Origin of the sequence: Bacillus sp. JAS24-2, from assembly GCF_008274905.1 — a bacterium.
GTDB lineage: Bacteria > Bacillota > Bacilli > Bacillales > Bacillaceae_G > Bacillus_A > Bacillus_A cereus.
On sequence record NZ_CP031068.1, the window covers coordinates 4,999,248 to 5,015,459 of the forward strand.

Sequence of the window (16,212 nt, forward strand, 5' to 3'; positions counted from 1 at the left end):
CTAGTTAAAAATTATAATTTAAACTAAACCCTTACACTGCTTCTTTTAATAGCTTCTCTTCCTACTGAAAAATAGTTTATATCACTATTCTTCACAGCTTCAATTCCAAAACAATTTCTGCCATCATATATATTTGGATCTTTCATTTCTATTCCAAATTTTTCTAATGGTATGGATTTAATTTCATCCCATTCTGTTAAAATAAATACAATTTCTGTATCTTTAATCGCTTCTATTACTTCATTCACATATTCTATTGTACTAGGTAAGATTTTCTTTGCATTATCAATTGCTATTGGATCATAAGCTTTTACATGTGCACCCATTTCTATAAGTTCTGGGATAATAACTAATGAAGCTGCTTCTCGCATATCATCTGTATTAGGCTTAAAAGTTAGTCCTAATATACCTACTTTTTTTCCTTCTAATGTCCCAAAATCCTTTATAGCCTGATCAAGTAACTTCCTTTGTTGCTTATTGTTAAATTGAATAACCGAACTTAACAAGCTAAAATCATAGTCTACATTTTCTGCGATTTTTTTAAGTGCCTTTGTATCTTTTGGGAAACAAGAGCCCCCATAACCAATTCCAGCTTTTAAGAATTGATTACCAACACGGCTATCTAATCCCATTCCAAGGGCTACCTTCTCTACATCAGCACCTACTTTTTCACATACGTTAGCAATTTCATTAATAAAACTAATTTTTGTAGCTAAAAATGCATTAGAGGCGTATTTAATCATTTCAGCACTACAAATATCGGTTTCATATATAGGAATACCAAAAGGTTTATTAACCTTACGCATTACTTCTAATGCTTCATCACATTCAGCACCAATTACAATACGATCACCGTTGAATATATCATAAACGGCAGATCCTTCTCGAAGGAACTCTGGATTTGATACTACCTCAATTTTAATACCTTCCACTAATAACTCTTTTAATCTACCTTTAATATAATGATTAGTTCCTACAGGTACTGTACTTTTTGTTACTACTATAATATCTCGTTTTACATTTTGAGCAATTTGTTCTATAACTTGATTAACATAAGTTAAGTTTGCTGTTCCATCTTCATTTTCAGGAGTACCTACCGCTATATAAATGACTTGAGCTTCCTTAAATGCTGTTAGATGGTCTGTAGTAAAATTTAAGCGTCCAGCCTCGATGTTTTTCAGCATTAACTCATCTAAACCAGGCTCATAAATTGGTGATTGCCCATCTTGCATTTTCTCCACTTTTTTTTCATCCATATCAATACAAGTAACACTATGTCCTACTTCTGATAAACCTACACCTGTCACTAGACCTACGTATCCAGTCCCTACTACCGCTATATTCATATTAAAAATCTCCCTTGCAGACATTTTATACTTAAATACAAGTTAGTGTACCAACTACCACTTTTTAAATCTGACCTATTAATTGAACTATTCATCAATAGGCATCTTTTGAACCAACTAAAACTAATACCGTCTTTAATATTAACTTACAATCAAACCTAATATTACGCTTTTTAATATAAGTTAAATCTAATTCCACCATCTCTGCAAAACCAACACTATTTCTCTCTGTAACTTGCCATAGTCCTGTACAACCTGGTGTAACAAGCAATCTCTGTTTATCATACAAAGTATATTCTTTTACCTCTCTTGGAAGCGGTGGACGCGGTCCAACTAAACTCATTTCACCTTTTAGTACATTTAATAATTGTGGTAATTCATCGATACTCGTTTTCCGAATAAACTTGCCAATTTTCGTGACACGGGGGTCTTCTTTCATTTTAAACATTGCCCCTGATACTTCATTATGTTCTAATAAATCCTTTAATCGCTCTTCTGCATCTGTCACCATGGAACGAAATTTATACATTCCAAACTCCTTTTCATTTTTCCCAACACGAACCTGCTTAAAAAGAATGGAACCCTTAGGATCTTCTAACTTAATAAGTAACGCTATAACAAGGAAAACAGGAAAAAGAAAAATAAGACCGCATAATGAACCTAATATATCTATTACACGCTTCATAAATAAATAAAACACACTCTGATTTATCTCTTCAGCAACAAGCATTCTTTGTTCTTTTACAACTCCACTTGATACTTTAGTTAAGGCCAATGCCTTTTCACCTCACTTTAAATATGTACATTTTCTTTTTTTACAAGTTCATTCATATAACTTATTAAATCTTCCCTTAAGGATTCATGTTGAAGTGCCATCTCAATTGTCGTCTTAATAAATCCGAACTTCTCCCCAACATCATAACGAGTCCCTTCAAAATCATAAGCAAATACCCGTTGAATTTCATTTAAACGTTGAATTGCATCAGTTAATTGAATTTCACCACCTGCACCTGTCTCTTGATTTTCTAGGAACATAAAAATTTCTGGTGTTAATACGTAACGACCCATAATAGCTAAGTTTGATGGTGCTGTTCCTTGCTCTGGTTTCTCTACAAATTGACGTACTTGATAACGTCGATCATTTTGTTCAACTGGATCGATAATACCGTAACGATGCGTTTCATTTTCTGGTACTGTTTGTACACCTATAACAGATGATTGTGTTCCTTCATATTGATCCATTAATTGACGCAAACATGGCGTTTCTGCTTGCACAATATCATCACCAAGTAATACCGCAAATGGTTCATTTCCAATAAATTTACGTGCACACCATACTGCATGCCCTAAACCCTTCGGTTCTTTTTGTCTTATGTAATGAATGTTAATTTTTGAAGAAGCTTGTACTTTTTCAAGCATTTCATACTTCCCTTTTTCTAAAAGGTTTTGTTCTAGTTCAAATGAATGATCAAAATGATCTTCAATGGCACGTTTACCTTTTCCAGTAACAATAATAATATCTTCAATTCCTGATTCAATCGCTTCTTCTATTATGTATTGAATTGTTGGTTTATCAACGATCGGTAACATTTCTTTCGGCATCGCTTTCGTTGCTGGTAAAAATCTTGTACCAAGACCAGCAGCTGGAATAATTGCTTTTCTTACTTTTTTCAATTATACTCCCCCTATAAATCTATTTATTTGTATGTAACAATAACAAAAACCCTACCTATAGAGTCATTTTTATAACTCCATAGGTAGAGTTTCTATTACAAATAAATTATGGGCATCTAACCCATCCTCACGCCATACTCCCGACGACAAGCGTCTAAGGTAGGCATGAAATAAAATTTCTACCCACAGCACGACCGAGTGCCCCCGTTGATAACGGTTAGGAGACATCACCAATTCTTTATTTAAAAAATACCGAATAATTTTTTGCGACGAATTTGTTCTGGATCTTCTTTATAAATTGCCTTGCCGCTAATTAATAAGTACGGATTTTCTTTCAAATCACTCATAACACTCATCCCGAATTCTTTCTCAATTAATTCATAGCTTTCCGCTAAATGAAATCCTCTTGAAGTTGTGTTATGTGCATCTGAAGCGACCATATGTGTTAAATTATGTTCCACAAGCTGTAGTGAGAATTTTTTAATTTTTTTGCCAAACTTCCCAAGTAAACTACCTGCTGTTACTTGCGTTAATGTCCCTTTATTTACAAGGTTATATAACTTATCTGGCCGCTCAATTAACTCGGCATTACGTTCCGGATGAACGATAATTGGAATCATTCCCTTAACGCGCAGTTCATATAATAGTTGTTCAGCATAACGAGGTACGTGATTCGATGGAAATTCAATGAATATATATTTATTTGTTTCATTTAAAGTAACAATTTTACCAGTTTCATAGTCTTCTAATAAATCACCATATAATCTGACCTCTTGCCCCGGTAAAATAGTAAGCGGGATATTATGTTGTTGTAATTCATCATTCAGTTGTTTTACTCCATGAATAATTGAGGTACGTTCATTTATATATTTTCCATTTTGATGATGTGGCGTTGCGACAATGGTATGTATTCCTTCTGAAACGGCTTGTTGTGCCATTGCTAAACTATCTGTTACTGTCTGTGCACCGTCATCGATACCAGGTAAAATGTGACAATGTAAATCTATCATTTGTTTCATCCTCCCTCTCTCATATAAAAATCTTTTTTCCCTTGAATATGAGAGATTTCTCATGTTCAAGGGAAAAAAGGAGATATGTTTCAACCATATCTCACTCTTTTAATTAGTTTGCACCGTAATAATAATATAAGCCTTCTTCACGTTCACGATCGTTTAGAACAACACCTAACAATTTACCTTTAGCCGATTCTAACAATCCCTTTGCTTTTACTGCTGTTTCTTTCTCTGTTGATTCACTACGAACAACAAGAATAGAAGCATCACATACATTTGCCATAATTTGCGCATCGGTAACAGCTAAAATAGGTGGCATATCAAAAATAACTAAGTCGTACATGCTGTATGCTTGTCCAAGAAGTTCTTTCATTGATTTTGACCCTAACAATTCAGCTGGATTTGGTGGGATTGGACCACATGCTAAAAAGCTGAGGTTATCTATAGATGTCGTTTGTACACATTTCTCTAAACGTTCACTATATGTTAATACATTCGTTAGTCCAAAAATATTATCTACTTGGAACATTTGATGCATCGCCGGCTTACGCATATCAGCATCAATTAATAATACTTTCTTTCCTTGTTGAGCAAACACAACTGCCATATTAGCTGTCGTTGTCGTTTTCCCTTCACTTGGATTCGCAGATGTTACCATTAATGAATGTAAATTCAAATCAACAGCTGCAAATTCAATATTCGTTCGAATATTACGATATTGTTCTGAAATTGGTGATTTCGGTTGTTGATGAGCAATTAATTGACGACGTTGACGATGATTCTTTTTCTTTTTAAATAAATTAAGAGCCAATTGTTTGTCCCCTCACTTTTCTTGATGATGGAGCGTGTGATTTTACGTTCAATGTTTCTTCATCCATACGAGCGACAATACCTAACACTGGTAAGCCAAGTAAGCTTTCTACATCTTCTTCTTTTTTCACTGTGTTATCTAAGTATTCTAGTAAGAATGCAAGACCAATTGAAGCCATTAAACCAATAACGAAAGCAATTGCTACATTTAGCATTGGACGTGGTTTAATTGGAGATAGATTTTCTGCAACTTCTGCTTTTGATAACACTGTTACGTTATCAACACTCATAATTTTAGCAACTTCACCTTTAAACACTTCTGCAGTTGTATTAGCAATATCACGAGCTAATTTTGGGTCTTTATCTTGCGCAGTTACCGCCACTACTTGTGAGTCTTTCTCATTAGCTACTTCAATTTTATTGTTTAGCTCTTGTACTGTTATATTTAAACCTAGCTTTTCTTTCACTTGATCTAAAATAACTGGGCTTTTAATAATAACCTTGTATGTATTTGTTAATTGAATATTTGTTTGTACCTCATTGTATTGAATAGCTGCACCTTCTTGCTTCTTCTGGTTAACAAGAATCTGCGTCGAAGATTGATAGATTGGTGTCATAAAGAAGAAGCTAATGATAGCACTTACTATAGCTGCACCAAATGCGATTACGAGGATCATTGCTAAACGTTTTTTTAAGATATGAAATAACTCTTTTAAACTAATTGTTTCTTCCATAAGTTCCTCCAACTTTCTAAAATTTACACATAGGAAAAATTATAACATATAATCTTACATTTTTTTATTTTAGTAATATCTATGTACGATTGTTATTTAAAAACATATATAATCTTACAAAATAATCTTAAATATGACAACACATTCCATCAATTCGCCAAAAATTCTATTGCATTTTGTTTCCTTATATTTTAATAATAAATTTTTAAAAACCCAAAAAAAAAGTTAGCGAAAAATTGCTAACTTTTAAAAAATACTATTTCATACATTATTTTCTAATAATATCCATACGATTCTTGTTCTTCTCTTTTATCGTTTAATATAACACCAAGTAGCTTTCCTGACGCTTTATCTAATATTTGTTTCACTTTTATTAGTTTATCCTTTTCAGTTTTTTCACTTCGTGCTACTAATACAACACCATCGCATTTATTAGCGAGTATTTGTGCATCCGTAACGGCCATTACGGGTGGTGTATCAATTAGAACAATGTCAAACATCTTATATGCCTCTAGAAGCACTTCATCCATTTTACGATATCCAAGTAGCTCTGCTGGATTTGGTGGGATTGGACCTGCTGACATAATATATACGTTCTCTATATCCGTTTTTTGAATACATTGCACAAACGAAGTCTGTCCTGATAATAAATTCGTTAATCCATTTGGACTATATGCAGCGAATAAATTTTGCAATGTCGGCTTACGTAAGTCTGCTCCAATTAACAATACTTTTTTTCCTTGTTGGCCAAAAACAACCGCTAAGTTTGCGATTGTCGTTGTTTTTCCGTCACCAGGATCTACTGAAGTAACAATGATAGAACGAATATGGTTATCTACAGATGTAAATTCAATATTTGTACGGATATTACGGTATTGTTCCGCAATGCGTGATTTAGGCTCTTTATGAGTAATTAGTTGTCTTAATGGCTTTCTTTTTTTTCTCCCGAACATGTTATGATCTCCTTTTTTTCAAAATACAACATTTTCCCCTTTTTTCTTTTATGCCCGATATGCTACGCCAATTTTTTATTTACTTCTACCGTTAAATTTCTCCATTTCTTGTCTCTGTAATCCATCATAACTAATCAGAATAACCTTTGTCCTATCTTATACCTTCTATAATGTGACAATGATATCTCTATTTTTATCGCGTTATCATTTATCTTAATTCCAAGATATTTATAGCGTCATCATATACAAATTTCCATTTACTTATAGTTAAAATTCTGGTTATTATTAATTTTAAAACTTCTAATAAAATAGTAATAAAAAAATCCTTCTGCACATGTAGAAGGATTTTTCAGTACTATCTATTCTTTTTTATCACCAATCGCAAATGTAATTTCTGCCTCACATGCAACTTCACCATCTACTGTTGCGATTGCTTTTCCTTTTCCAATTGGGCCGCGTACGCGTGTCATTTCTACTTCTAGACGAAGTTGATCACCTGGGCGTACTTGTTTTTTGAAACGGCAATTGTCGATACCTGCAAAGAAAGCAAGTCTTCCGCGGTTTTCTTCTTTCTTTAATACTGCAACTGCTCCGACTTGTGCTAATGCTTCTACAATAAGTACACCAGGCATAACTGCATAGTCAGGGAAGTGTCCGTTAAAGAATTCTTCGTTTGCGGATACATTTTTAATCCCAACCGCTCTTTTTCCTTCATCTACTTCTAATATTTTATCAACAAGTAAAAATGGATAGCGGTGAGGAATGATTTCTTTAATTTGTTCTATATTTAGCATGTAACAATCGCCCCTTTTGTAATATTGGTCTTACCACTTGGACATATTGCTATTATCCCATTTTGTTTATTGTTTGTCATTACAAAGTAACATTTTATATTTAGCACAACTTCCTAAAAAAAATGCACACACTCTATTCCATTAAAATAGTTGCACATTTTTGCAACTGACACGGAGGTGGAAAAGAGTGTATGCCCAAATTAGGGAAAGGCAATATGTATTGAAACATTATTTGCCTTAATGTCGTATTCGACTCATTATATTATAAACGTTTTCAATTAAGGAAATATTAAATTTAACCATATATATGAATATTTTACCTGTTTCCTTCATATTTCTCTATTTTCCTTCCATTTTCGCAAAAAAACAAAATAAAAAAATATAAAAACGAAAAAAGAACTAAGGCATTAGCCTTAGTTCTTTCAAATTATCTCAAAGCACGCTTTGGTAATCTGTCGATATTCTCTAACATAATACCTGTACCAACCGCAACGCAGTGCATTGGGTTTTCAGCAATTAATACTGGTACTTTTAGTTCTTCTGCTAGAAGCATGTCGATACCGTGTAGTAAAGCTCCACCGCCTGTTAGAATAACACCGCGGTCGATAATGTCTGCGGATAATTCTGGTGGTGTGCGCTCTAATACGCCTTTTGCAGCTTGTACAATAACAGCTGCATTTTCTTTTAACGCTTCTGTAATTTCTTCAGAGCATACTGTAATTGTACGTGGTAAGCCTGTTACCATGTCACGTCCGCGAATTTCAAGTTCTTCGCTACGTGCACCTGGGAATACTGTACCAACTTTAATTTTAATATCTTCTGAAGTACGTTCTCCGATTAATAGCTTATACTTACGTTTAATATAGTTTAAGATCTCCATATCAAACTTATCGCCAGCCATTTTGATAGAGGAAGAGGTAACAATATCACCCATAGATAGTACAGCGATATCTGTTGTACCTCCACCAATATCAACAACCATGTTACCGCTTGGTTGGAAGATTTCCATACCAGCACCAACTGCGGCTACTTTTGGTTCTTCTTCTAAAAATACTGTTTTACCACCTGAACGTTCAGCAGCTTCACGAATTGCTTTTTGTTCTACTGATGTAATATTTGTTGGACAACAAATTAAAATACGAGGTTTTGAAAAGAAGCTCTTTACGTCCAATTTGTTAATGAAATACTTTAACATTGCTTCTGTAATTTCGAAGTCTGCGATTACACCATCTTTAAGTGGACGAATTGCTACAATATTACCAGGCGTACGTCCCACCATGCTTCTCGCTTCTTCACCTACTGCTAATACTTTACCACTATTACGATCAATTGCCACAACAGATGGCTCATTTAATACAATACCCTTACCTTTAACATGAATTAATACGTTAGCCGTACCTAGGTCAATTCCGATATCTCGCGCAAACATTCCCGTTTTTTCCTCCTCGATATTCAAAATCAGGTTACACCCGAATTCTTTTCACCTAATTTCTGATTTTATCATAAATTTAACAGAAACGTAATATTCGCAAAAAGAATTCTTCTGAAAAATATTACCGAATGTGAACGGAATGTTTGCTACTGTAACATTATTGACGTACAGGCTTCTCTACATCTTCTTTTCTATACTTTTGTTTTGTTGCTTCTCCCCCTCTTAAATGACGAATAGACTTATGATAATCAAGAATTTCTTTCACTTCATTTGCGAGCTCTGGATTAATTTCTGGTAGACGTTCTGTTAAATCTTTATGGACTGTACTCTTTGATACCCCAAATTCCTTTGCAATGACACGCACTGTCTTTCTTGTCTCCACGATATACTTACCAATCTTGATAGTTCTCTCTTTGATGTAATCGTGCACACCACTCGCCTCCCTAATTTGGATGTGAGAAGGGTGAAATGAGCCTCGCTGCATACGACTAAGAAGTAAGTGTGAGTGCTGTTTGTAAGCGTTAAACATTCTTGGATTTATAATGAAATGATTCACGATTTCTCACCTCAAACACTCTCTTTGCTTTGGTTTATACCATTGTATTGCCCGCACTACTGATATATGCTACATGTTCACTATTTTTGCGGACTAAGTTAAGAAAAATTACGTTTTTTTGTGAGAAATACGTTAAAACTGACTATTATAGCGAAAAAAATGACACCTTATATATAAGGTGTCATTCTTCTCGTTCCAATTCTTCTTCTAACAATTGATGGTGGGGAACCTCTTTCTTACCGGCAATGTAATAATATAAAGTGAATAAAACAAACAATAAAATAATAGCAGTCGACAGAACAAACAAAAATGACACAGTATCCCCTCCCTTTTGTAATATATATTCGAGAATCTCGTCATTTTTCCTTGTTATTGCAACTTTTTTCTCGCAATTGAGTATTTTTATATAAAAATAAAAAAATCAGCTCCCCTAGTGGGAACTGATTTTTTCACTTCATTATTCTTGTGAAGAAGAATCGTTAGATGATTCTGTAGAACCATTTGTTGATTTTTCTTCTTTCTTCGGTTCTTCTTTTTTGTCACTAGTTGAACCGCTTGTTGATTTCTCTTCTTTTTGAGACTTGTCTTCTGTTTTACTTTCAGGTTTCGTGCTCGTTGACTTCTCTTCTTTTTGAGATTTGTCATCAGCTTTTTTACCAGAAGCATTCGTAGCCTTTGCAGCACCTGCATCAGCTTTAATTTCTGTTACTGATTTATTTAAGTAACGTTCAGGGTTCACAGCCACATTGTCTTTACGTACTTCAAAATGAACGTGAGAACCTGCCTCTTTATTCATTGCACTTAGACCGGATGTTCCTAATACTTCACCTTGTGCAACTCTTGCACCTTTTTCTACTTTCACACTGCCTAAGCTTTGATAAGATACCGCTACACCATTTCCACTATCAACTGTTACAACATAACCAAGAAGTGAATCTTTTTCAGCTTTCGTTACTGTACCACTTAAAGCAGCAGCAACATTGAATTCTTTTCCATTCTTCGCAGCAATGTCAATTCCTTTGTTCGGGGAATATGTGTTGTTATAAAAGACAAGTGCTTTTTCTTGTTCCGCCTCAGTTGCTGCATCTTCATAGAATTTCTTCTGTACGACTACTTCCGCATTCGCGGCAGCTGGCATTTTCACTACTTCTGAAGATTTTGTTACTGGTACTGCTGGATCTTCCGATTGTGTATACGGTGTTGCTTGATCGTGGTTTGGAGTCTTCTTCGGATTAGCTCCTTGGAACCATAGCGCAACCATTAAGATTACCGCTGCACAAGCAATGTATAGTGCCGGAAACACCCATCTTTTTTGAAATAAATGTACTACCTTTTGCGACTTTTTATTATTTCTTCCTCGCATTCCATCATCACCTCAGCAATCATTTTGAACAATATTCACGTATCCTATACAACGTATAACTAATTACTTTTCGACAAAATCTGTAAAAATATGTATGAGAATTGCAAAATTTCCGAGGAAATGATAGAAAAAAGAAAAAACTGAGCACTTTTGGCTCAGTTTTTAATCTAATTGTTTCTTTTTATATACGATTAAACATACAAAGAGCGATATAATAAGCCAAACTGCAACATTTAATACATGCCCACTAATACTACCAAATCCCGTCCCACCTACTAAACTGTTAAGTGCTTTCACAATATGAGATGTTGGAAGATATCCAATCATCGTCTTAATTACTTTATTTTCAACCATTGGCTCAAACTGTACAGCCAAATACATCGTCATTAATATCGGCATTCCAATTATTGATGTTTGTGGTACAGATGCAGCTAACAATCCAATCATTGTTCCAATCACAATAAATAAAATTGTTCCACATAAGAAAATAAATCCTAGCAATAATAGATTTCCACTGAATTGATCCAAAATAAATAAGTTCACAATACAAATGCCCAATGTCAAACATGCTGTTAATATACTTTTTCCAAGTAGAACTTCAACCGAAGATGCCGGTGATAGCATTAATACACGCAATGTATGTTTTTCTTTTTCTTCTGCAATTACCATAGATTGAACAAAGCCTGCGACAAATAGGAAGGCCGTTATAGTAGTAATTCCTAACATTTCCTTTCCCGCTCCAAATCTGCTAAACAAAAATGAAAGTATAATTGGTAAAAATGCCATTAACAACACTTGTGAATTTGTCTTAAAATCTTGTACTTCTTTTCTAAAAATAGCTGATACACGTCTCATTGAAAATGTCATTATAATCCCCTCCCAGTAACTTCAATAAAAATATCGCCTAAAGTTGGTTCGTGTGAATGAATGGATAGTAATTCTCCTTTGTTCATCCATTCTGAAATACGTTTTGCACCTAATTCATCTTTTTGTACCGTTTCTTTCTTCTTATCCTTTAACACGACTTGTATTTGATCTTTCGCGTATTGTAAGCGAAGGTTCTCCGGTGTATCAATTGCTACAATCTCTCCGCCACACAGGAAGGCAATGCGGTTACAAAGCGTTTCTGCTTCGTCCATGTTGTGAGTCGTTAAGAAAATCGTCGTTCCTTCTTTATTTAAGTCTTTTAAGATTTTATGAATGTTTTGTACGTTTACTGGATCAAGTGCAGATGTTGGTTCGTCTAAGAAGAGGATATCTGGTTTATGAAGGATTGCTCTTGCTAGTGTGACGCGTTGCTTCATTCCCTTTGATAATTTTTTTACTGGTGTTTTTTTATCATCTAATAAATTCACTTGTGCTAGTACTTCATCGATTCGTTCTTTTTTGCAATCATATAAGTCACAAAATAATAGTAAGTTATCATAAATGCTAAGTCTTTCATATAAGCCGCTGTTATCTGTTAAAATACCAATTCGTTTGTAATCGATGCTACTTGGTCCTGTAATATCTTTCCCTAATACTCTTACCGTTCCAACACTATGAAGCAATTGAGAAGTTAAAATTTTTACTGTTGTCGTCTTACCAGATCCACTCGGTCCAAGGAATCCGAATATCTCTCCTTGCTTCACCTCAATATTTACATTTCGAAGTGCCGTTTTTTCGTTGAAACTTTTCATTACATCTTTCATTTCAATTGCCAATGTCATTTCTTCATCCCCTTTGTTTTTCTTCTTTATAGATGAAAGTCGCTTTAGCGCTTTTCGTTCGTTTGTTTCGCTTTTCTTGACTCAATCATATGAAAAACAAAGGGTAGGCGCATTAAAATACCGGTAAAAGGAGTATTTTTACCGGTGAATGAATCGCATGTTGAGCTTATTGGAGCACTTTTATAGTCCAATAACACCTTTTAATTCATCCATTCGTCCTTTTGAAAGCGGGATTGAACTTTTTCTTTCGTCGTCTAAAATTAAGCTAAAACTGTTACGAGTCCAAGTAATCACTTCTCGCACTCTTTGTAAATTCACAAGGTACGAGCGATGACATCTAAAGAAACCAAAACCTGTTAACCTTGCTTCTAGTTCACTTAATGTTAATGCACATACGAAATCGCCTTCACGAACGTGAATATGCGTTACTCCGTTTTGCGTTTCAATGAAATGGATTTCCATCGGATCAAGTAAAATGATTTTATCGTTCACTTTCGCAGGTATTCTTTCTAACTTCATTTGCGGAATCATTTGAATGACTTTTTCTTCACCGACTTCTTCCACTTCCTCTTGTTCAATTTCTACTTTTTTCACACCATCGTTGTTTAATATGTATACATCCTCTGTTAACGAAAGGGCATCCGATAGGAAAGATGACGTAATAAAGATTGCCTTTCCTTGCTCTTTCATTTTCATAATTGCTTTTCGAATAATAATCGTACTCTCTGTATCTACATTTTGCTCTGGCTCTTCCAAAATGACTAAATCTGGATTATGAATCATAATTCGTCCTATATGAAGACGGCGCTTCTCTGAAAATGACAATTTTTCTATTTTAACGTTTAGTTTATCTAGGAGACCAACATACTGTACGACTTCTTCTATACTTACCTTTGATTCATAAAGTCCTAATAGAAACTTAAAGTATTCCTTCACCTTCAAACGATCATATGCTTCATCTTTCAAAAAACAAAAGCCGATGCGGAAATAATTTTTCTTTCCAATTGCTTCCCCTTCAAACAGTACGTTGCCAGTTGAAGCTTCTTCTTCACCAATAATAATGCGGTGTAACACTTTAGCTGTATGATTATTGCATTGCAAAACAATACATTGTCCTTTTTCAACCTTTAGCTCAATTTCCGGTAACTGGTTCGTCTTCCCTAACTGTTTCAACTCTAGTAACGCCATTTCATCTCCCCCAAATGCCTTTTTATCCTATTATATCAAACAGTTAATGGAAAATTATGATATTTTAAACAGAAAAAATAGGTGCCAGAGTTCTGACACCTATTTCTTCACCATCAGTTTTCCTTCATAATCATTCATCGTCTTTATTTCAACGCCTTTATAGTAATGAGCGACGATATCTGTATATTTCTTTCCTTCCGCTGCCATGCCGTTCGCCCCGTATTGACTCATACCAACGCCGTGACCGAAGCCTTTCGTTGTAACGATGATTTTATCTCCTTGTTGTTTCCACGTGAAATCAGAAGAACGTAAATCTAACTTTTCACGAACTTCTTTTCCTGTTAATGTTTTTCCTTGAAAAGCTACATCCTTTACGCGCTTTCCTTCCGTAAGATCTTTAATATTTCCAACCTTCCCGTCTGCTAGCACTTTCACACCGAGACGTTTTTGAAAATCAGCTACTGTAAATGTTTGCTCGCTCGTAAACTTTGGAGAGGCTTGATCCCACGGACTATCTACACTTTTCAAGTACGGATAATCATTTCCCCAATAGTCAGCTGCATTTTCTGTTCGGCCATTACTCGTTGAAAAGAAGGATGCTGAAATTGGTTTTCCATCATACGTTAAAACTTGTCCTGCTGTTTTCGAAACGGCTTCTTCGATTTTCTTCAAATTATTTTCGTAGTTATTGCCCCATTGCTTCTTCAATTCATCTTTGCCTTTGTACACTTGATCTTTCACCGTATCTGTCACGTCCGCATTATTTTTCTTTCCTCCGCTTAGCATACGTTGTACTACAAATGTTCTCGCTGCTAATGCCTGCGCCTTTAGTGCCTCTATTTCAAAACTGGCATTCATCTCAGAAGCTACTACACCTGTCACATACTCCTCCACTGGTAATGTTTCTACCTTCTTTTGTTTTTCGCGATATACAGCAACTTGAACAGCTGTATCTACTTTTCCTGGAGCTGGTATGCTTTCTATCGCTGGAGGAGTTTTAGAGGCCGTTTCTTCCCCTACTTTTGCTTTCGCAAATGGAATAACAAGGGCTGCAGGTACAATGATAACGAGCGCTATTAAGAGCGCTACTGTAATAAAAAGTGGCTTTGAAAATTTCATCCTATTTTCCCCCAATATAAAAGCTTTACTCCATTCATTCTTATGGAACAACTCTTTCTTTTAGAACATACTTAAGGGGAAGAGTATAAAACAGAAATTTTCTAAATATTTTTACTGGTACGTGCATAAGTATAGAATTTATTGACTATAACAGTAATAACCCAAAAAAATAGCCCCTATGTCAAAAGACATAGAGACTATTTCAATTAAGCGTGAAGATCAGAAACTTCTTGTTCTTTCACTTCTTCTACTTTTTCGTTTACACGTTCAATAGTTGCACCTAATGCAGCTAATTTCTTATGGAAGTTTACATAGCCACGGTCAAGATGTTTTAACTCAGTTACACGAGTATAACCTTCTGATACTAAACCAGCTAAGATTAATGCAGCTGCAGCACGTAAGTCAGTTGCTGCTACTTCAGCACCTTGTAAGCTGTTTGGACCGTTCATAATAACAGAACGACCTTCAATTTTAATATCAGCATTCATACGACGGAATTCTTCAACGTGCATAAAGCGGTTTTCGAATACCGTTTCTGTAATCATGCTTGTTCCATCAGCTTGTAGTAATAATGCCATCATTTGTGATTGCATGTCTGTTGGGAAACCTGGGTGAGGCATAGTTTTAATATCAACCGCTTTTAACTTATCTGGGCCGATAACACGTACACCTTCGTTTTCCTCAATAATTTTAACACCCATTTCTTCCATTTTCGCTGTAATTGAGCGTAAATGTTCAGGTACAGCATTTTCAATTAAGATGTCTCCACCAGTAATTGCTGCTGCAACCATGAATGTTCCCGCTTCAATACGGTCAGGAATAATAGAGTGGTTTGCACCATATAATTTATCAACGCCTTCGATACGAATCGTTCCAGTTCCAGCTCCGCGTACTTTTGCTCCCATCGCATTTAAGAAGTTAGCTAAGTCAACGATTTCTGGTTCTTTCGCTGCGTTTTCAAGAATTGTTGTCCCTTTTGCTAATGTAGCTGCAGACATAATGTTTTCTGTCGCGCCTACGCTTGGGAAGTCTAAGTAGATTTTAGCTCCTTTTAGTTCTCCCTCAACATATGCCTCAACAAAACCGTTACCAACCTGTACTTTTGCTCCCATTGCTTCGAAGCCTTTTAAATGTTGGTCAATTGGACGTGAACCAATTGCACATCCACCAGGAAGTGCAATACGAGCACGACCGTTACGTGCTAATAATGGTCCCATTACTTGAACAGATGCACGCATTTTACGTACATATTCAAATGGTGCTTCAATGTTTAGTTCTTTAGAAGAATCGATTGTTACTTGATTATTTTCAAATACGACTTCAGCATTTAAATGACGTAATACCTCATTAATTGTGTATACATCAGACAAAACTGGTACTTCAGATAGTACATTCTTTCCATCACTCGCTAATAGGGCTGCAGCGATTATAGGTAATACAGCATTTTTTGCGCCCTCAACACGCACTGTGCCGTTTAACCGCTTTCCGCCACGGACGATGATCTTTTCCAAATTATTCCCC

At 35.2% G+C, this 16,212-nt stretch carries 17 protein-coding genes; all 17 read right to left on the minus strand.

Features of this window, described 5'->3' with window-relative positions; all coding sequences use genetic code 11:
- Window positions 1–23 precede the first annotated feature (23 nt).
- Window positions 24–1,346: a UDP-glucose dehydrogenase family protein gene (locus DN407_RS26020; protein ID WP_001017619.1), complete on the minus strand. Its 1,323-nt coding sequence runs from the start codon at window positions 1,344–1,346 to the stop codon at window positions 24–26.
- A gap of 94 nt (window positions 1,347–1,440) precedes the next feature.
- The gene (locus tag DN407_RS26025) at window positions 1,441–2,121 is read right to left on the minus strand and encodes a sugar transferase (protein ID WP_017656716.1); all 681 of its coding nucleotides are present in this window, start codon (window positions 2,119–2,121) and stop codon (window positions 1,441–1,443) included.
- A 17-nt stretch (window positions 2,122–2,138) separates the two neighbouring features.
- Window positions 2,139–3,020 carry a UTP--glucose-1-phosphate uridylyltransferase BpsC gene (gene bpsC / locus DN407_RS26030; RefSeq protein WP_097999379.1) on the minus strand — a complete coding sequence of 294 codons (882 nt, stop codon included), beginning with the start codon at window positions 3,018–3,020 and terminating at the stop codon, window positions 2,139–2,141.
- A gap of 242 nt (window positions 3,021–3,262) precedes the next feature.
- Window positions 3,263–4,030 (minus strand): tyrosine-protein phosphatase, encoded by a 768-nt coding sequence (locus tag DN407_RS26035; RefSeq protein ID WP_098005322.1) that lies wholly within the window; start codon window positions 4,028–4,030, stop codon window positions 3,263–3,265.
- A 112-nt stretch (window positions 4,031–4,142) separates the two neighbouring features.
- Window positions 4,143–4,844: a CpsD/CapB family tyrosine-protein kinase gene (locus DN407_RS26040; RefSeq protein ID WP_016111009.1), complete on the minus strand. Its 702-nt coding sequence runs from the start codon at window positions 4,842–4,844 to the stop codon at window positions 4,143–4,145.
- Complete coding sequence (locus tag DN407_RS26045) at window positions 4,834–5,577, minus strand: YveK family protein (protein WP_016111010.1); 744 nt, start codon at window positions 5,575–5,577, stop codon at window positions 4,834–4,836. The genes DN407_RS26040 and DN407_RS26045 overlap by 11 nt, the downstream gene beginning before the upstream one ends.
- A 275-nt stretch (window positions 5,578–5,852) precedes the next feature.
- A complete protein-coding gene (locus DN407_RS26050; RefSeq protein ID WP_016111011.1) occupies window positions 5,853–6,530 on the minus strand; it encodes a CpsD/CapB family tyrosine-protein kinase in 678 nt (225 codons plus the stop codon).
- Window positions 6,531–6,889: 359 nt separating this feature from the next.
- On the minus strand, window positions 6,890–7,324 hold the full coding sequence (fabZ, locus tag DN407_RS26055; RefSeq protein ID WP_000931959.1) for a 3-hydroxyacyl-ACP dehydratase FabZ: 435 nt from the start codon (window positions 7,322–7,324) through the stop codon (window positions 6,890–6,892).
- Between the two features lie 427 nt (window positions 7,325–7,751).
- Complete coding sequence (mreB, locus tag DN407_RS26060) at window positions 7,752–8,753, minus strand: rod shape-determining protein (protein ID WP_000457978.1); 1,002 nt, start codon at window positions 8,751–8,753, stop codon at window positions 7,752–7,754.
- A gap of 160 nt (window positions 8,754–8,913) precedes the next feature.
- Window positions 8,914–9,186, minus strand: coding sequence for a sporulation transcriptional regulator SpoIIID (gene spoIIID, locus DN407_RS26065; protein ID WP_000544012.1), 273 nt, complete (start codon window positions 9,184–9,186; stop codon window positions 8,914–8,916).
- Window positions 9,187–9,493: 307 nt separating this feature from the next.
- Window positions 9,494–9,628: a hypothetical protein gene (locus DN407_RS26070; RefSeq protein WP_000008903.1), complete on the minus strand. Its 135-nt coding sequence runs from the start codon at window positions 9,626–9,628 to the stop codon at window positions 9,494–9,496.
- A 141-nt stretch (window positions 9,629–9,769) separates the two neighbouring features.
- Window positions 9,770–10,675 (minus strand): stage II sporulation protein SpoIIQ, encoded by a 906-nt coding sequence (spoIIQ, locus tag DN407_RS26075; protein ID WP_001214926.1) that lies wholly within the window; start codon window positions 10,673–10,675, stop codon window positions 9,770–9,772.
- A gap of 162 nt (window positions 10,676–10,837) precedes the next feature.
- Window positions 10,838–11,542, minus strand: a complete 705-nt coding sequence (locus DN407_RS26080; RefSeq protein ID WP_000144443.1) for an ABC transporter permease — start codon at window positions 11,540–11,542, stop codon at window positions 10,838–10,840.
- The gene (locus DN407_RS26085) at window positions 11,542–12,384 is read right to left on the minus strand and encodes an ABC transporter ATP-binding protein (protein WP_098290720.1); all 843 of its coding nucleotides are present in this window, start codon (window positions 12,382–12,384) and stop codon (window positions 11,542–11,544) included. Before DN407_RS26085 ends, DN407_RS26080 begins: the two co-directional genes overlap by 1 nt.
- Window positions 12,385–12,564: 180 nt before the next feature.
- Entirely contained in the window at window positions 12,565–13,572 is a 1,008-nt protein-coding gene (locus tag DN407_RS26090; protein ID WP_084063842.1) for a LytTR family transcriptional regulator DNA-binding domain-containing protein, read from the minus strand.
- A 99-nt stretch (window positions 13,573–13,671) separates the two neighbouring features.
- Complete coding sequence (spoIID, locus tag DN407_RS26095; RefSeq protein ID WP_000672659.1) at window positions 13,672–14,691, minus strand: stage II sporulation protein D; 1,020 nt, start codon at window positions 14,689–14,691, stop codon at window positions 13,672–13,674.
- A 206-nt stretch (window positions 14,692–14,897) separates the two neighbouring features.
- On the minus strand, window positions 14,898–16,202 hold the full coding sequence (gene murA / locus DN407_RS26100; protein WP_000411274.1) for a UDP-N-acetylglucosamine 1-carboxyvinyltransferase: 1,305 nt from the start codon (window positions 16,200–16,202) through the stop codon (window positions 14,898–14,900).
- Window positions 16,203–16,212 lie beyond the last annotated feature (10 nt).